Source organism: Psychroserpens sp. NJDZ02, assembly GCF_004843725.1.
In the GTDB taxonomy this organism is placed as follows: Bacteria; Bacteroidota; Bacteroidia; order Flavobacteriales; family Flavobacteriaceae; genus Olleya.
Map to the genome: position 1 here is coordinate 2,824,770 of NZ_CP039451.1, position 16,306 is coordinate 2,841,075.

At 33.6% G+C, this 16,306-nt stretch carries 12 protein-coding genes; 1 reads left to right on the forward strand and 11 read right to left on the reverse strand.

All coding sequences use genetic code 11. The annotated features are described in order from the left end of the window. Positions 1-130: 130 nt before the first annotated feature. Positions 131-1,525, forward strand: a complete 1,395-nt coding sequence (locus tag E9099_RS12435; RefSeq protein WP_168800747.1) for a glycosyl hydrolase family 8 — start codon at positions 131-133, stop codon at positions 1,523-1,525. 8 nt (positions 1,526-1,533) lie between these two features. On the opposite strand, the gene E9099_RS12440 is transcribed toward E9099_RS12435, so the two are convergent. From E9099_RS12440 to E9099_RS12490, 11 genes are all read right to left on the reverse strand, one after another. Beyond that, positions 1,534-2,097 (reverse strand): PepSY-associated TM helix domain-containing protein, encoded by a 564-nt coding sequence (locus E9099_RS12440; protein ID WP_136583887.1) that lies wholly within the window; start codon positions 2,095-2,097, stop codon positions 1,534-1,536. 96 nt (positions 2,098-2,193) lie between these two features. Further along, a complete protein-coding gene (locus E9099_RS12445) occupies positions 2,194-3,405 on the reverse strand; it encodes a bifunctional alpha/beta hydrolase/OsmC family protein (protein WP_136583888.1) in 1,212 nt (403 codons plus the stop codon). Between the two features lie 51 nt (positions 3,406-3,456). After that, positions 3,457-5,748 (reverse strand): CocE/NonD family hydrolase, encoded by a 2,292-nt coding sequence (locus E9099_RS12450; RefSeq protein ID WP_136583889.1) that lies wholly within the window; start codon positions 5,746-5,748, stop codon positions 3,457-3,459. Next, positions 5,742-6,314 (reverse strand): YdeI/OmpD-associated family protein, encoded by a 573-nt coding sequence (locus E9099_RS12455; protein ID WP_136583890.1) that lies wholly within the window; start codon positions 6,312-6,314, stop codon positions 5,742-5,744. Before E9099_RS12455 ends, E9099_RS12450 begins: the two co-directional genes overlap by 7 nt. A 2-nt stretch (positions 6,315-6,316) precedes the next feature. After that, positions 6,317-7,966: a M1 family metallopeptidase gene (locus tag E9099_RS12460; protein ID WP_136583891.1), complete on the reverse strand. Its 1,650-nt coding sequence runs from the start codon at positions 7,964-7,966 to the stop codon at positions 6,317-6,319. 8 nt (positions 7,967-7,974) lie between these two features. Continuing rightward, a complete protein-coding gene (locus E9099_RS12465; protein ID WP_136583892.1) occupies positions 7,975-9,309 on the reverse strand; it encodes a M28 family peptidase in 1,335 nt (444 codons plus the stop codon). 2 nt (positions 9,310-9,311) lie between these two features. After that, positions 9,312-10,058: a sugar-binding protein gene (locus E9099_RS12470; protein WP_136583893.1), complete on the reverse strand. Its 747-nt coding sequence runs from the start codon at positions 10,056-10,058 to the stop codon at positions 9,312-9,314. Between the two features lie 153 nt (positions 10,059-10,211). Beyond that, positions 10,212-12,020: an acyl-CoA dehydrogenase family protein gene (locus E9099_RS12475; protein WP_136583894.1), complete on the reverse strand. Its 1,809-nt coding sequence runs from the start codon at positions 12,018-12,020 to the stop codon at positions 10,212-10,214. Between the two features lie 168 nt (positions 12,021-12,188). After that, positions 12,189-13,379 carry an acetyl-CoA C-acyltransferase gene (locus E9099_RS12480; RefSeq protein WP_136583895.1) on the reverse strand — a complete coding sequence of 397 codons (1,191 nt, stop codon included), beginning with the start codon at positions 13,377-13,379 and terminating at the stop codon, positions 12,189-12,191. 5 nt (positions 13,380-13,384) lie between these two features. Beyond that, positions 13,385-15,793: a 3-hydroxyacyl-CoA dehydrogenase NAD-binding domain-containing protein gene (locus E9099_RS12485; RefSeq protein WP_136583896.1), complete on the reverse strand. Its 2,409-nt coding sequence runs from the start codon at positions 15,791-15,793 to the stop codon at positions 13,385-13,387. Between the two features lies 1 nt (position 15,794). Beyond that, entirely contained in the window at positions 15,795-16,250 is a 456-nt protein-coding gene (locus tag E9099_RS12490) for a MarR family winged helix-turn-helix transcriptional regulator (protein WP_136583897.1), read from the reverse strand. Between the last annotated feature and the right edge of the window lie 56 nt (positions 16,251-16,306).

A 16,306-nucleotide genomic window follows, 5' to 3' on the forward strand; every position in this document is an offset into this window, starting at 1 on the left:
TTTTTTGTTACAATTAATGGTGTGTTTACTGACTATTCAATTAAAAAAAAACAAAGAAATATGTTTTTATAAAGTCCTTTTATTACAATTTGTACGTATATACAGCGAACGAATTAAAATTATCCCAAATATGAAAAATTATTACATTCTAACTTTTTTTACCTACTTATTGTTTGCATTAACAGCCAACGCTCAGATAGCAGCGGTTAGTTTTGAAAATGCAGATTATCAATTTGGTACTCAACCAACAAATATTGCAACAAACGACATATATGATGTCTATGTTTCTTGGCGAAATGCTTTTGCCGAACCCTGTAATAATGGACGTTACCGTATAAAATTTGGTACGTCAAGTCAATCAGTCTCTGAAGGCATTGCTTATGGTATGTTATTATCTGTATACGCAAACGATAAAGAACTGTTTGATGGTTTGTGGTTATACTATCAGGATTTTGAAAATGCTAATGGTGTTATGAATTGGAAGATCGAAGGCTGTACTACTGTTATTGAAAGTAATGGTGCTACAGATGCAGAATTAGATGCTGCTTATGCCTTAATTGTTGCGGATAAGAAATGGGAAAGTACTGGAGCAATAAATTACGAAAGTGATGCTTTGTCTTTAATAAGTATTATTAAAACACACGAGGTCGAAAATGGAACTAATGTTTTAAAACCTGGCGATGCTTGGGGGGGAAGTAATAATACAAATCCCTCTTATTTCTCACCTGGTTACTTTAGGGCGTTTGGAATGTATTCAAACGACACAGCATTCTGGAATGCGGTAGCAACTAAAAGTTATACTATTTTAAATGCAAACCTTTCACAAAATAACGCGAGCTATAATTTGGTTTCTGATTGGTGTAAAGCAGATGGGACGTATTCAAATGAAGTGGATTGGGCGTATGATCAAGGACGTTATTATTACTATGATGCTGCCAGAACACCATGGCGTATGGCTATCGATTATGTTTGGTATGGAGATACAGAAGCGGCTGCTTACAATCAACTATGTATCGATTTTGTAAATGCACAAGGAGGATTTAATGAAATTTACCCTGGGTATTCTCAAGCAGGAGTTGCAATAAATACGGAGTATAAAGATCCTGTTTTTACTGGAGCTTATTCTTCTGCAGCAATGACTTCTACTAACCAATCTTTTGTAAACAATGGGTATTCTGAATTGAAAAATCAACCTACAGCAGCTTATTTTGGAGCAACTTTAAGAGCGATATATATGTTTGCATTATCAGGTAACATGTATAATGCATTAGAAGAGAATACACTAAGCGTTAATGGAACTGCTCAAAATGAATTCAAAATTTTTCCAAATCCTGTTTTAGATTATTTAAATGTGTCGTTTAAAACGTCGAAAGCAAGAGTAATCACTTTGTATTCTATAAGTGGTCAGCAATTAATTTTAAAAACAGTGAATGCTTTAGAGACAAAATTAGATTTAAGTGAATTTAATTCTGGTATTTACTTTATGAATATTGATGGAGAAAGTTATAAGATTATAAAGTCTTAGTAATTACATCATAACTCTGATAGTAATCGCTTATTCTTTTTGATTTGTTTAGGTCTTAACCATAACAGGAAACCACTAAAAGAAACAAAAAGTAATCCAAGTCCAATAAGTGTAGAGTAGAATAATTTTAAAGGATTACTTTTTAAATTAAACAAATAATCTACAATAGAACCGTCGTGAATCATTTCAATGATATCGGCGGTTCTTGTTTTTTCTGAAATAATAGCGCCTGTATAGCAGTCTATTTGTAATTCGGTAAAATGTTCCTCAAATCTAACTTTAGCAATTCCTTTTCTTGGTCTATAATCTATTCTATTTATTGTATTTGACAGCTTAAGACTATCAATGTAGTGTATAGCATTGTATTCAATTTGACTTAAGGAAAGCAAAGGTTTATTGCTAGTGTTGATCTTTACTGTTGCTGGTTTAAAACCAAGTTGATCTTTCCATGCTAATAATAAGCCTGTAGCACTCATAATAGTAATAAAAAGTAATAATGAGATAGCGACAAGGCTATGCATTTTACGATACCAACGAGTGGATTTTGCAAGGTTTTTATTCTTTTGTTTCACGGAACATAATTAACAACTATTCTAAAGAATTTGATGAACAAGACTTCTTAAAAATTAGTTAATTTTAACTTTCCGTAACATTAAAAACATCTTGGATTAAACTATTTTAGTTACCACTTCTATATCGCTATGTAACGTTTTATGCACAGGACATTTATCTGCAATTTGAAGAATACGTTGTATCTGTTTTTCGTCTAAGTGTCCTTTTAGTTTAATCTCTCTATTAAAGGTATCTACTTTAATTTCTTTTTGCTCATCATTTTCAATAACCTGTTTAGCTACTTTAGTATGTGAGGTGTGTACTTCAATGTTTTGCAAATCCCAACCTTTGCGTTTAACATACATCTGAACCGTCATGGCTGTGCAGGCAGATAATCCTGCAGACACAAACTCATAGGGCGAAGGTCCAAAATCATTTCCGCCAAAACTGGTAGGCTCATCGGCCATCATGGTATGACTTCCTACAGTCATTTGTGTAGTAAAACCATCTTCTGCATCTAAGCTTGCAACCGCTTGGTGTGTTGTGGATACCGTATCTGTTTTAGGAATGGAAATATAACGTTTTGCCCAAGTCGCAATCACACTTCCGACGTAAACAGAATCCTCTTTTTTCATTAATAAATGATCTGCTCCATCAAGCGTTACAAAACTTTTTGGATGTCTTGCGGCGATATAAATTTCTTCGGCATTTTCAATCCCAACGGTTGTGTCTTGAGGCGAATGCATGACTAATAAGGCTTTACGCAAATTTTTAGCCACATCTGGTAGTGACTTAGTTTCTATATCGTCTAAAAATTGTTTTTTGATCGTAAACGGACGTCCGCCAATACTCACATTTGCTTTTCCTGTTGCTTTAATTTCCTCAACACTACTTTGTATTAAATGCTCGACATGTTTTGGGTTAGAAGGTGCTCCAATTGTCGCAACAGCTTTAACAGAGTCTATTGTAGAGGCTGCAAAAATAACTGCAGCACCACCTAAAGAATGTCCAATTAAAAGGGTAGGAGCAGTATAGTTTTCTTTTAAATAATTTGAAGCACTAATTAAATCATCCACATTTCCTGAAAAATTAGTATTTTCAAAATCACCTTCACTTTCGCCTAATCCAGTAAAATCAAAACGTAATACACCAAAGCCATTAGAGGTTAATTCGCGAGTAATATTTTTTACTGCAGATAAGTTTTTATTGCAAGTAAAACAATGCGCAAATATGGCGAAGTTATGAGGGTGTTGATTTATTGGAAGTTCTAAACGACCAACCAATTGTTGTCCTTCTGCATTAGTGAAATTTATTTTTTGAATATTCATTGTGTTGCGATTTTACATTAAGTCGAAAAAATATAAATTACTTTCTAAATCTTACTTTTTAAAAACAGGTAAATTTATTTTACTATCATTAAACCATTGTATTTCAATTGGCACATTTGCATCCTCTATAGTTTCAGTACTAACATCTTTTCCAGAGCCATAATTTATTTCCCAATAAGGGTTTTTATTGACGCCAATGTGAACTAGTAACTTACTTCCTTTTATTATTCTTTTAGCAGTAAAGAAGTTATTTGTTATGTTTAAATTTTGTTTTTTATTTGGTATTAGTAATTGTCTGTTTTCATTGTCTTTATTATAACTTGCTCTACCTATTGTTTCATTTAAAAAAAAATAATTACCATCTGGTTCAATAACATATAATCTTATATTATAGTCAAAATCTTTTTTGTTAGTTATAAAATTTAATTCTGCAGAAAAAGAACCAACAATATCAATATCATTTTCAAAAACTTTAGTTTCAAATGAGATCCCATGTGGAAGTTTTATAATACTATCCACTATTTTGAGTGCTGTGTATGGATCTTGATAATTATCGGCATCACTTCTGTCTTTCAAATCTAGTTTGTATTCTGTATATTGATGGACATCTGTACTTTGTTTTGTTAAGCTATAATGTGCCTCGTTTTTTTTATTATTTAGATAAAAAGTAAGTTTCTTTTTATTAAAATCTTCTAGTTTTGATGTGTGTTTCCACTGATTACTTCCCATTAATTGAAAATTAAATTTTTCTTTTAATAGATTGGGTTTTGGGCCATCATTTAATTGATATTCAAACCATTTATAAACAATATTATTTATATTTATTTGGGCGACACTATCTATATCGTAACCTTGAATTGTTTTTTTAGGAATTCCTTGAGCTCCTCCATGATCGTAAGGACCAATTAACAAGTAATGGTCAGGATTTTTTAACTGTTTATAGTGTTCGTTAAGATAATAGAAAGCACCTCTTTGGTCGTCGTCATAATAACCTGTAATTGTTAATATTGGGATATTAATAGTTTTAAATTCATCTTTATAAGGAGTCATCTCTTGCCAGAAATTATCATAACTAGGATGTTTTAACCATTTTTGAAATGTTTTTTGTGGTTTAGAATTTAGACTATCTAATTTGTTAAAAGCGACTCCTGATTTGTACCATTTATTATATAGACTGTCCCATTTTTTTTCGTTGCCAAAATCTTCATTATCTGTAGTTTTATTGTTTTCTACATAATGAATCCATCTTAACATGTAACTCATAAAAACATTATTGTGCATTGGATAGTCAATACCAATACCAACAGCTACTTGAGGGACAATTGTTTTAAGTGCAGGGTGTAATTTTTTAGTAGCCGCCCATTGTGTAAAACCTAAATAACTTCCACCATACATTCCTACTTTACCGTTACTCCAGGGTTGTTTAGAGATCCAATCAATAACGGCATAAGCATCTTTGCTATCATGCTCAAAAGGTTGGATAGTATCCTTGCTTTTCTTTTTTCCTCTTGTATTAGCTACTATTCCAATAAATCCTTTACTGGCTGATTGCATTGCATAATATGTGTCACTAGACCCTGCATAAATATTAAATTGAAATATGGATGAAAGTGGAGTATTTACTCGAGGCCTTATTAAAGTTATTGATAGTTCTGCTCCATCTTCTGTCGTAATTAGAAAGTCTTTTTCAATTATATATTTGTCATTTTTAATTTTCTCTAAAATTTCTTTACCAGGTTTTACTACTTTGTTGTTCACAATATAACGTGTGTATGCTATTACAAGTTGGCTGGCATCATTAACAGAGATACTATCTGTGTTTTTCTGAATTTTAATTAAGCTATCAAATTCTAACTTTAAGTTTTTAGAATCTGTGTCAAAAAAGTAGGGTAGTATAGCATGTGCTTCTTCTTTAACTATAGCAGCAATAGATGCAGTTAAAACATCTTTAAAAATAGTGTCAAATGGTTTGTTAGATTTTTCTAATGCTAATTTAGTCTTTAAGTAACCCTCGTATTGAATACCCATTACTTCAATAGTATCTGGGTATTCGTCTTTATTTTTTAATCTAAAAGAATCTAAGCTGATTAAAGATTGCTCATAATTTTTGGAGCTAATTGTGTATGTAATTAAGTTAAAAAAATCATGATCTTGTTTAGCTTCTTCAATTACGATAAGTTTTTGTGCAAGTTTGTTTATAGCGTGATCTATTGATATGCTATCCTTTAATTCTTCACTAGGGAAATTTAAGTCTTGAGCATTCATTTTAAAAAATACGAATGCTGACAAAACAAATATAAAGAGTTTTGAATTGTATTCTGTTTTACCTTTTTGTATTACCATATATCTCTAGATTTAATATTCGCTTCGCAAAATTCAATAATTTCTACAATTCTCTTTTGTTTTGTAGCTTCTCGTTTTGCTTGGTTTAGCCAATACAAATAATGTTTTCTATAAGAAGGGGCAAAGTTGTTGTAGTTTTCAAAAGCTTTAGAGTTTTTATCAAATGCCAATTGTAATGCTTCAGGAATGAGACCTTTTTCGACAGCATCTAACGCGGTCCAACTTCCGTTTTTCTTACCTGTTTTAATTATTTCTAAACCTTTAGGGTGCATTAAATCTTCTGCAAGTAAGGCTTTGATGTGTCTTTTGTTAAGTGCACTCCACACACTTTTTGGGTTTCGTTTACAAAAGTATTGTTTGCGTTTTCCGTCTCCTAAACTCTTTACAGTACTATCTATCCAACCATAACACAAGGCTACTTTTACAGCTTCTTCCCAGCGCATACTTTCGTTTTTGTGGTTTACTTTATAAAAGATGAGGTAGATGCCATCATCGCTGTCGTGATTGATGTGCAACCATTCTCGCCATGCTGTGTCAGATTTAAAATAGTATTCTTCTAAATTCATTTTTAAAGTGCTTTTACAGTAATATAAAAGTCTCTATCCACGACTATTTTAGAATTTTTAGACTTTAGTTTTAAAGTTTGATTTTTTACAGTTGGAGAAATCCAACGCGGCTGACCATTACTTTCAATTTGAATAGGCATTACAAAGTCATCAACGGTATTAGTCCATTTATAGTGCAGTTTTTTGCCTTCAACTTTATATTCTAAAACAGGAATTTTAATACTTCTTAAATACTGATTAAAAAAGCCTTTTAAATCTAATCCAGATGCGTCAGCTAAGTAATCTTCAATTTGTTGTGTTGTGACTGTTTGATGATAAAATTTGCTATTTAGTGTGCGTAGTATTTGTCTCCATTTTTCGTCGTCATTAACTAATTGACGTAAGGTGTGTAACATGTTTTCACCTTTGTAATACATGTCTCCAGAACCTTCATTGTTCACATTATATTCCCCTATTAACGGTCTATCGTTTCTTACGTTTTTTCTTTTACCAATGACATAATCTGCAGCAGCTTCTTTACCGTAATAGTAATCTAAAAATAGATTTTCAGAATACGATGTAAAACTCTCATGAATCCACATATCTGCAATATCTATGTTGGTAATGTTATTGGCAAACCATTCGTGTCCAGATTCATGAATAATTATAAAATCAAATTTTAAACCCCAACCAGTTCCTGATAAGTCATCACCTAGATAACCGTCCATATATTGATTTCCGTAAGTTACAGAACTTTGATGCTCCATGCCTAAATAAGGCACTTCTACTAACTTAAAACTATCTTCATAAAAAGGGTAAGGACCAAACCAGTACTCGAATGCTTTCATCATTTTTGGTGCATCTTTAAAATGCGCTTTTGCTTTTTCAAGGTTTTCTTTTAAAACATAATAATTCATATCTAAATCACCCTTTTCACCTTTAAAAACTTCAGAAAAATTAGCATAGTTACCTATATTTATATTGACGCCATAATTGTTAATTGGGTTGGCAACGTGCCAATTGGTAGTTATAGTTTCATCTTTATTATCAATAATACTTTTTAGTCTTCCGTTGGACACATTCATTAAACCTTTAGGGATAGTGACGCTAATATCCATGCTATCAACTTCATCATACATGTGGTCTTTGTTTGGCCACCAAACGCTTGCGCCTAATCCTTGACAAGATGAAGCAATAAAATGATTGCCATTGGTATCTTTTTTCCAAGAGATTCCGCCATCCCAAGGCGCTCTAATAGCTTCACGTGGTTTTCCTTCATAATACGCTATAACACTATTTGTTTCACCTATATTTTGTTGGTCTTTAAGTGTTACAAAATGTGCGTTTCCGTCGTGTTTTATCTCTAATTCTTTATTGTTTTGTGTCACTTTAGTAAGTGTCAACGGTTCTTGCAAATCAATTTGTAATATTTGCTTTGGTTTTAAAACGGTGTATTGAATTGTGTTTTTTCCAACAATATATTTTTCCTCTGGATTAACCTGAATGTCTAAATGATAATAGGTCAAATCCCACCATTCCCGTTCTGGAGTAATACTTCCACGTAGTGTGTCTTGATGAGTAAACTTATTTTTTTCTTGAAGTAACCCTTGTGCATTTACATTTGCACAGAGCGTAAGAATTAAAACTATAGTCGAAATTAATGTTTTAGTCATTCTAAAATTTATCTTATTATTTTATTAGGAAACACCACAGGACTTTCAAAACCGTCTTTTCCAACAGAAGCAATTCCGAAGAAAGAGTTGTCAATAACAATACCATCTAGCATAAATTCTGAGACATCACCCACATAGCGACTATTATCCCAGGTAGGAGAGGTGGTGTCTCTCCAGTAAATTTTATAACCGACTGCACCTTCAACTTTATCCCATTTAAATTTAACGGAAGGTTCCACAATACCACCAATAGCCACTGTTTTTGGAGCAGGAGGTGCCCAAGCTAAATTGGCCATATTTATAGCGTTAACAGTTGTTAGTTTTTTTGCGTATTCAAAATTGACGTGCTCAATAACATCGCCATATTTTATACCATTTTCTTCTCTAATATCTTGGTGTTGTTGTACATAGTTTTCGTGGGCTTCCATAATACGGATTCCTGCAAAACCCAAGTCGTTAAAAGGTCTGTGGTGCCCACCTCGACCAAAACGATCTAATCTGTAAACCATCATGGGATTCATTTCTGGCATATATGTTTTTACCGTTTTATGTATGTAACGGGCTAATTGACGAGAAATGCCATCAACTTCTCCTCCATAAAAGCGTCTAAGTGTACGTGCTTTTTCTGTTTCGTTGGCAGGAACAGGTTCTGAGAATATTCTAAACGTACGATTATCAATAACACCATCCACACCTTTGATGTTTCCAATCATGTCATTATTAAGTACTCCTATAATATCCCAACCTTGTGCTTTAGCATATTTTGCTAAACCACCACCGCCAAAAAGACCTTGCTCTTCACCAGATAAGCCAACATAAACGATGCTATTTTCAAATTTGTATTTAGACAATACGCGAGCGGCTTCAATAGTTCCGGCCATGCCAGACGCATTGTCATTTGCTCCAGGAGCATCTTTTGTAAACTCCATGGTATCGCTACCACGAGAATCTATATCACCACTCATTATAATATAACGGTTTGGATATTTTGTTCCTTTTTGAATAGCCACAACGTTAACAATCCAAGCGTCATGTGGTACCCGCTTGTTACCTTCTTTAGTCACAAAATCTTTTTGATAAGAGACGTCTAAGCAATTTTTACAGTCCGAAGAAATAGCTTCAAACTCTGATTTTATCCATCGTCGTGCAGCACCAATACCTCGAGTGTCTGAAAGCGTGTCACTAAAGGTGTTTCTAGTACCAAAATCAACTAATTTTTGAATGTCTTTTTCTATACGTTCTGCGGAAACAGCATCAATAATATCGTATATTTTTTGGCTAGTTTGTGCTGTAGTTATTAAAGTGAAAATTAAAAAACTTATTACAAGGTATATCTTTTTCATATTTATTCTTTTAAAATTAAGGTTCCAAAAACTGAAGCGTCTATCCATCCTCTATTTTTATCTTGGCCTTCAATAGCCTCAGACCCAATAAAGTTTTCTCTAGTTTTACTTTTGTCATTATCGCAGTATGCAATAGCAAATCCTATATTTTTATCCGTTTTTAGTGTTACTGGATTATTTTGTTTTCCATCTACAAAACTATCGTCATATATATTTATTTTAAGTTCCCAAAGAGTAGTGTTTCCTGTGGTAATACGTTTAGATTGGACATGATTATTGTATAATGTAGGTATGTCACCAGGTGCAATATCCACGACATTGCCATCTAACCCTACGTGATAGGCAAAAGCATTATGATTATATTGATGTTCGCCACCACTATTATCTTCATCTATAAACACTTCGACACAATCGTTATCCCACCAAAATTTTAAGGGGTCTTTGTTTATTGTCGTTAGTAAATCATCATGTATTTCTACTAAAGCATATAAAGCGTTAGCGTCCCAAGCTAATTTATATTGACCTTTAAAATCGTCTTCAGAGTATGTGTCTCCCAACCATTTTTGGTCAATCGGGTACCATTTTGAAGATTTCCAAATAGCTTCGGTAGCTTTTCCATCTATTGTTGGACTAGTATTAGCTTTGTGCACAACTTTAAGTTGTTTGGTTGGTTTTGGAATATTGGTTTTATCCTCCTTACAGCTTATTAATAGAAGTGTTGTAAAGAGTAGAATGATTAGTTGCTTCATTACTTTTTAAATTTCTTCTAAATTAATGAAAAATAAAAAACCACTTCAATTTGAAGTGGTTTTTAACTAATAATTTACATCTGACGTTTTGTTTGAATCAAAAAAAAGCTGTTTCATTAAAACAGCTTTTTTAGGGTAATTAAAACTTAAGTTTTAGAAACAGTATTTATTTTCTGCTTTTACTTTTTCAGCAATCTCGATACGTAAATCTACGATGTCTGGATAGTTTGCATACTTTGTAAAACGTTTAAGCCCCATTAACATCATACGTTGTTCGTCTCCTTCAGCAAAAGAAATAATACTTTCTTTTCCTTTTTCTTCAACGATATCTACAGCGTGATATAAATATAATTTAGCCATAGCGATTTGAGCAGATTGCTCTTTTTCGCTAGTACGTTTCACATTTTTCTCTGTTCTTAAAATTGCAGATTCTGCCATATAGATTTCAATTAAGATATCTGCAGCTGCAATTAATAATTGTTGATGATCTTCTAATTGAGGACCATATTTTTGAACAGCACCACCAGCAACCATTAAGAATGTCTTTTTCAATTTCTTAATCATTTCTTTTTCTTCTGAAAATAATTCAGAATAATCAGGAGTTTCAAAAGAAGGAATACCCATAAGTTCTTCTTGAACTTTTGAAGCAGGACCTAATAAATCTACGTGACCCTTCATTGCTTTCTTAACTAGCATACCAACAGATAACATTCTGTTAATCTCATTAGTTCCTTCGTATATACGAGCAATTCTGGCATCTCTCCAAGCAGATTCCATTGGCGTTTCTTCAGAGAATCCCATTCCTCCAAAAATTTGAATACCTTCATCTGCACAATTTTGTACATCTTCAGACACCGCAACTTTTAAGATAGAACACTCAATTGCATATTCCTCAACACCTTTTAATTCGGCCTCTTGATGTGTATTTCCAGACGCTTCACGCATTGCAATACGATCTTCAATGTTTTTTGCAGCTCTATAAGTTGCAGATTCACCAGCATAAGCACTTGCAGCCATTTCAGCTAATTTTACTTTGATAGCTCCAAAGTTTGCGATAGGTGTGTTAAATTGTTTACGTTCTTGCGCATAATTTACAGCTGTAGATATAATTCTTCTTTGAGAATCTAAACAAGCAGCAGCTAATTTGATACGACCAACGTTAAGTGCATTCATGGCGATTTTAAATCCTTCACCACGACCTGCTAACATATTTTCAACAGGAACAACAGTATCGTTAAAAAATACTTGACGTGTAGAAGAAGCACGGATACCTAATTTATGTTCTTCTTCACCTAAAGTAATCCCGTTAGGCGTGTCACCATTATATTCAACTATAAATCCAGTAATATTTTTATCACCTTCAATACGAGCAAAAACAATCATCACACTACAGAAACCTGCATTTGAGATCCACATTTTTTGACCGTTAATTTTATATGATTTTCCATCTGCAGAAAGCTCAGCAGTTGTTTTACCAGAATTGGCATCAGATCCAGCTCCAGGCTCTGTTAAACAGTAAGCTCCAAACCACTCACCAGACGCTAATTTTGGTACATATTTTTGTTTTTGTTCTTCTGTACCATATAAAGTAATTGGCATAGTACCAATTCCTGTATGAGCACCAAAAGCAGTACTAAATGATCCTGTTCCAGAAGAAATATAATCACATGTTAATACTGTCGAAACAAATCCCATTCCCATTCCACCAAAAGCTTCAGGAACAGCAACACTTAAAAAGCCCATGTCTCCAGCTTTGCGCATAACTTCTTCAGTTAATGCATAATCTTTAGCTTCAAAACGTGCTTTATGAGGAATGATCTCACGATCATTAAATTCCATTACAGAATCTTTCATCATTGCTTGCTCTTCTGAAAAATCCTCAGGAGTAAACACATCTTCACATTTTGTTTCTTTCACTAAGAATTGACCTCCACGTAGGATGTCTTTGTCTATATCTGCCATTTTTTTATTAGATTTTAAGATTTCTAGACTCGAGAATCAAGACAACTTAAGTCTAGATTTGAAACCTGAAATCAATTTTATATGTATTAATTTTTGTATTTTAATTTTATGCTTTCATTTAAAAAAGTCTTTATTTTAAATGAAAGCATAATTTTTATATCGGAGTCCTTAATTAAGGAATTCAAATATTCCGCAAGCTCCTTGACCTGTTCCAACACACATGGTAACTGCACCATATTTGCCTTGCATGTCACGCTTACGCATTTCGTCAAAAAGTTGTACTGATAATTTTGCACCTGTACAGCCTAATGGGTGACCCAATGCAATGGCACCACCATTAACGTTAATAATATCTGGGTTAAGACCAAGTTCTCTAATTACTGCTAAAGATTGAGAAGCAAAAGCTTCGTTTAACTCAATTAAAGATAAATCGTCTTGTTTTAATCCTGCTTGTTTTAATGCTTTTGGAATAGCTTTTACTGGTCCAATACCCATGATACGTGGCTCAACACCTGCAGCAGCATAGTTTACCATTCTTGCAATTGGTTCTAAACCTAATTCTTTAACCATGTCTTCACTCATAACCATTACAAAAGCGGCACCATCACTCATTTGTGACGAGTTACCAGCTGTAACACTTCCTCCAGCAGCAAATACTGCTCTAAGTTTAGCTAAAGCTTCTTTGCTAGTTCCTGCACGAGGTCCTTCATCTTTAGTTACTGTGTAAGATTTTGTTGCTTTCTTTCCGTTAGCATCAATGTAAGTTTGTTCTACTTCAATTGGGACTATTTGATCTTGAAAACGATTTTCAGCTTGCGCTTTTAATGCTTTCATATGAGAATTGAATGCAAATTCATCTTGGTCTTCACGAGATACTTTAAACTGTTTTGCAACAGCTTCGGCAGTATTTCCCATTCCCCAATAATAATCTTCATGACCAGATTTTACGATATCGTAGTTCAATTCTGGTTTAAAACCAGTCATTGGTACGCTACTCATACTTTCTGCACCACCAGCAATAATACAATCTGCCATTCCAGCTTGTATTTTTGCAGTTGCCATACCAATAGTTTCTACTCCAGAAGAGCAAAAACGATTTACAGTTACACCAGGAACATCAACAATATCTAATCCCATTAAAGAGATTAAACGTGCCATGTTTAAACCTTGAGAACCTTCTGGCATTGCGTTACCAACAATAACATCGTCGATACGTTTAGGATCTAAACCAGGAAGCTCCTTCATCATATATTTGATGGTTTCTGCAGCTAATTCATCTGTTCTTTTAAAACGGAACACGCCTTTTGGTGCTTTACCAACTGCGGTTCTATATGCTTTTACTATATATGCTGTTTTCATTTTTCTTAGTTTCTTAAAGGTTTACCTTTTGTTAACATGTGCTGAATACGCTCTAAAGTTTTACGTTCTGTACATAAACTTAAGAAAGCTTCACGCTCTAAATCCAATAAATATTGTTCTGTTACGCGTGTTGGTTCGGATAAATCTCCACCAGCCATAACGTAAGCTAATTTATTAGCGATTTTCATATCGTGTTCAGAAATGTAGTTAGAGTCTTCCATAGAGTCAGTACCTACCATAAACATTCCTAGTGCTTGTTTACCAAGAACTAAAATGTCATCTCTTTTTACGGGTTGTGTGTAACCAGAATTAGCCATTAACATAGCGTGTTGTTTTGCAACTGCTATTTGACGGTCTTTGTTTACAACAACAACATCTTTTCCTTTTTGTAATAAGTTTAAGTCGAATGCTTCATAAGCAGAAGTCGATACTTTTGCCATACCAATAGTTAAGAAATGCTCTTGTAAAACGTTTAATTGTACATCACCTTTATGAAAAAGGTCTTGTGCTCTTAAAGCCATTTCTTTAGAACCTCCACCACCAGGAATAACACCAACACCAAACTCTACAAGTCCCATGTAAGTTTCTGCTGCTGCAACTACTTTATCTGCGTGTAATGATAATTCACATCCACCACCTAAAGCCATTCCGTGAGGCGCAGAAATAGTTGGAATAGAAGAATAACGCATACGCATCATAGAATCTTGGAAATATTTAATAGCCATGTTAAGCTCATCATACTCTTGCTCTGCAGCCATCATGAAAATCATTCCGATGTTTGCACCAACAGAGAAGTTTGCAGCTTGGTTACCAACCACTAAACCAGCAAAATCTTTTTCTGCTAAGTCAATAGCTTTATTTAATCCCGCTAAAACGTCTCCACCAATAGTGTTCATTTTAGATTGGAATTCTAGGTTAAGGATGCCGTCTCCGATATCTTCGATAACAACACCAGAGTTTTTAAAGACTTCGTTTGTTTTTCTAATATTATCAAGAATAATGAAACTGTCTTGACCAGGTATTTTAGTTTGTTTTTTAGAGGCGATATCATAAAAGAAAGAAGCACCTTCTTTTACAGAATAGAATGAGGTGTTACCAGAAGCAACCATATCATTAACCCAAGCAGCAGGTTCTAAACCTTCCGCTTTCATTAATTCAATTCCTTTTTCTACTCCAATAGCATCCCAAATTTGGAAAGGTCCGTGTTCCCAACCAAACCCCGCTTTCATAGCATCGTCAATCTTGTAAAGTTCATCTGAAATTTCAGGAATACGATTAGAAACGTAAGCAAATAATGCTGTGAAACTTTTTCTATAAAACTCACCAGCTTTATCTTTTCCTTTTACTAATACTTTAAAACGGTCTACAACTTTATCAATCGTTTTCGTTAATTCTAAAGTTGCAAATTTTGCACGTTTAGCAGCACGGTATTCTAGAGTGTTTAAATCAAGAGATAAAATTTCTTTTTTACCTTCAGCAGACACCGTTTTTTTATAAAAACCTTGTCCAGTTTTACTTCCTAACCATTTGTTTTCCATCATTGTATTGATGAAATCTGGTAATTCAAATAACTCTAAACGTTCGTCATTTGGACAGTTTTCTCTAATTCCGTTGGCTACGTGTACTAAAGTATCTAAACCAACAACATCAACCGTACGGAAAGTTGCCGATTTTGGACGACCAATTACCGGTCCTGATAATTTATCTACTTCCTCGATAGTTAAATCTAAATCTTTAACCGCGTGAAATAAACTTTGGATACTAAAAATACCAACTCTGTTTCCAATAAAAGCAGGCGTATCTTTAGCAACAACAGCTGTTTTTCCTAAGAATTTCTCACCGTATTCATTTAAAAACTCTAACACTGAAGCATCAGTATTTGGTCCAGGAATGATTTCGAATAATTTTAAGTAACGTGCTGGATTAAAAAAATGCGTTCCGCAGAAATGCTTCTGGAAATCTTCACTACGTCCTTCATTCATGAATTTTATAGGAATTCCAGATGTGTTAGACGTAATTAACGTCCCTGGAGTTCTGTATTTTTCTAAGTTTTCAAACACCATTTTTTTGATGTCTAGCCTTTCGACTACAACTTCCATGATCCAATCTACATCTGCTACTTTAGCAATGTCGTCCTCTAAGTTACCTGTAGTAATGCGACTAGCAAAAGATTGACTGTAAATAGGAGATGGTTTAGATTTTAAAGACGCTGTTAAAGCATCATTTACTAATCTGTTTCGTACGACTTTGTCTTCTAAGGTTAACCCTTTGGCTTTTTCTTTGTCGTTTAGTTCTCTAGGAACAATGTCTAATAGTAATACATCTACACCAATATTGGCGAAGTGACACGCGATACCAGATCCCATAATACCGGAACCTATAATCGCAACTTTTTTAATTCTACGTTTGCTCATATTATTTTAAAATGTGTTCTTTTTGGTTGTATATTTTTTTATTCGAAATCAATTCGTTGATAGTATCAGAAACTTCATAAAAGTGTTGAAGTTTGTCATCAGAAACATGTTTTTTTATAGCTTCATTAAAAACCAATACACGCTCTTTTGCGTCTTTACGTTTTTGTTTTCCAAACTCTGTTAAATAAATAAGTACACCACGTCCATCATTTGGATTTGGTTTGCGAACTATTAAATTTAACTCTTCCATTCGTTTTAAGATTCGTGACAAACTTGTTGCTTCCATACCCATTATTGGACCTAATGAGGTAGAAGGGGTTCCTTCTTCTTGGTCAATACTTAATAAAGTGAAACCAGTAGCCATAGTAGTCCCAAATTTAGCAGCCTCTTCATTATACATTTTATTGACTGCTAACCATGTGGTCCTGAGTACATAATCTATGGTTTTGTCCTTCATATTGAAAACTCAATTATTTAGTTATATTCCAAAGATAGTAAAAATTTATTATGCAC

Coding starts and splice junctions, on each gene's coding strand:
- E9099_RS12435 (WP_168800747.1), top strand. CDS start 131: ATGAAAAATTATTACATTCTAACTTTTTTTACCTACTTATTGTTTGCA.
- E9099_RS12445 (WP_136583888.1), bottom strand. CDS start 3,405: ATGAATATTCAAAAAATAAATTTCACTAATGCAGAAGGACAACAATTG.
- E9099_RS12450 (WP_136583889.1), bottom strand. CDS start 5,748: ATGGTAATACAAAAAGGTAAAACAGAATACAATTCAAAACTCTTTATA.
- E9099_RS12455 (WP_136583890.1), bottom strand. CDS start 6,314: ATGAATTTAGAAGAATACTATTTTAAATCTGACACAGCATGGCGAGAA.
- E9099_RS12460 (WP_136583891.1), bottom strand. CDS start 7,966: ATGACTAAAACATTAATTTCGACTATAGTTTTAATTCTTACGCTCTGT.
- E9099_RS12465 (WP_136583892.1), bottom strand. CDS start 9,309: ATGAAAAAGATATACCTTGTAATAAGTTTTTTAATTTTCACTTTAATA.
- E9099_RS12470 (WP_136583893.1), bottom strand. CDS start 10,058: ATGAAGCAACTAATCATTCTACTCTTTACAACACTTCTATTAATAAGC.
- E9099_RS12475 (WP_136583894.1), bottom strand. CDS start 12,020: ATGGCAGATATAGACAAAGACATCCTACGTGGAGGTCAATTCTTAGTG.
- E9099_RS12480 (WP_136583895.1), bottom strand. CDS start 13,379: ATGAAAACAGCATATATAGTAAAAGCATATAGAACCGCAGTTGGTAAA.
- E9099_RS12485 (WP_136583896.1), bottom strand. CDS start 15,793: ATGAGCAAACGTAGAATTAAAAAAGTTGCGATTATAGGTTCCGGTATT.
- E9099_RS12490 (WP_136583897.1), bottom strand. CDS start 16,250: ATGAAGGACAAAACCATAGATTATGTACTCAGGACCACATGGTTAGCA.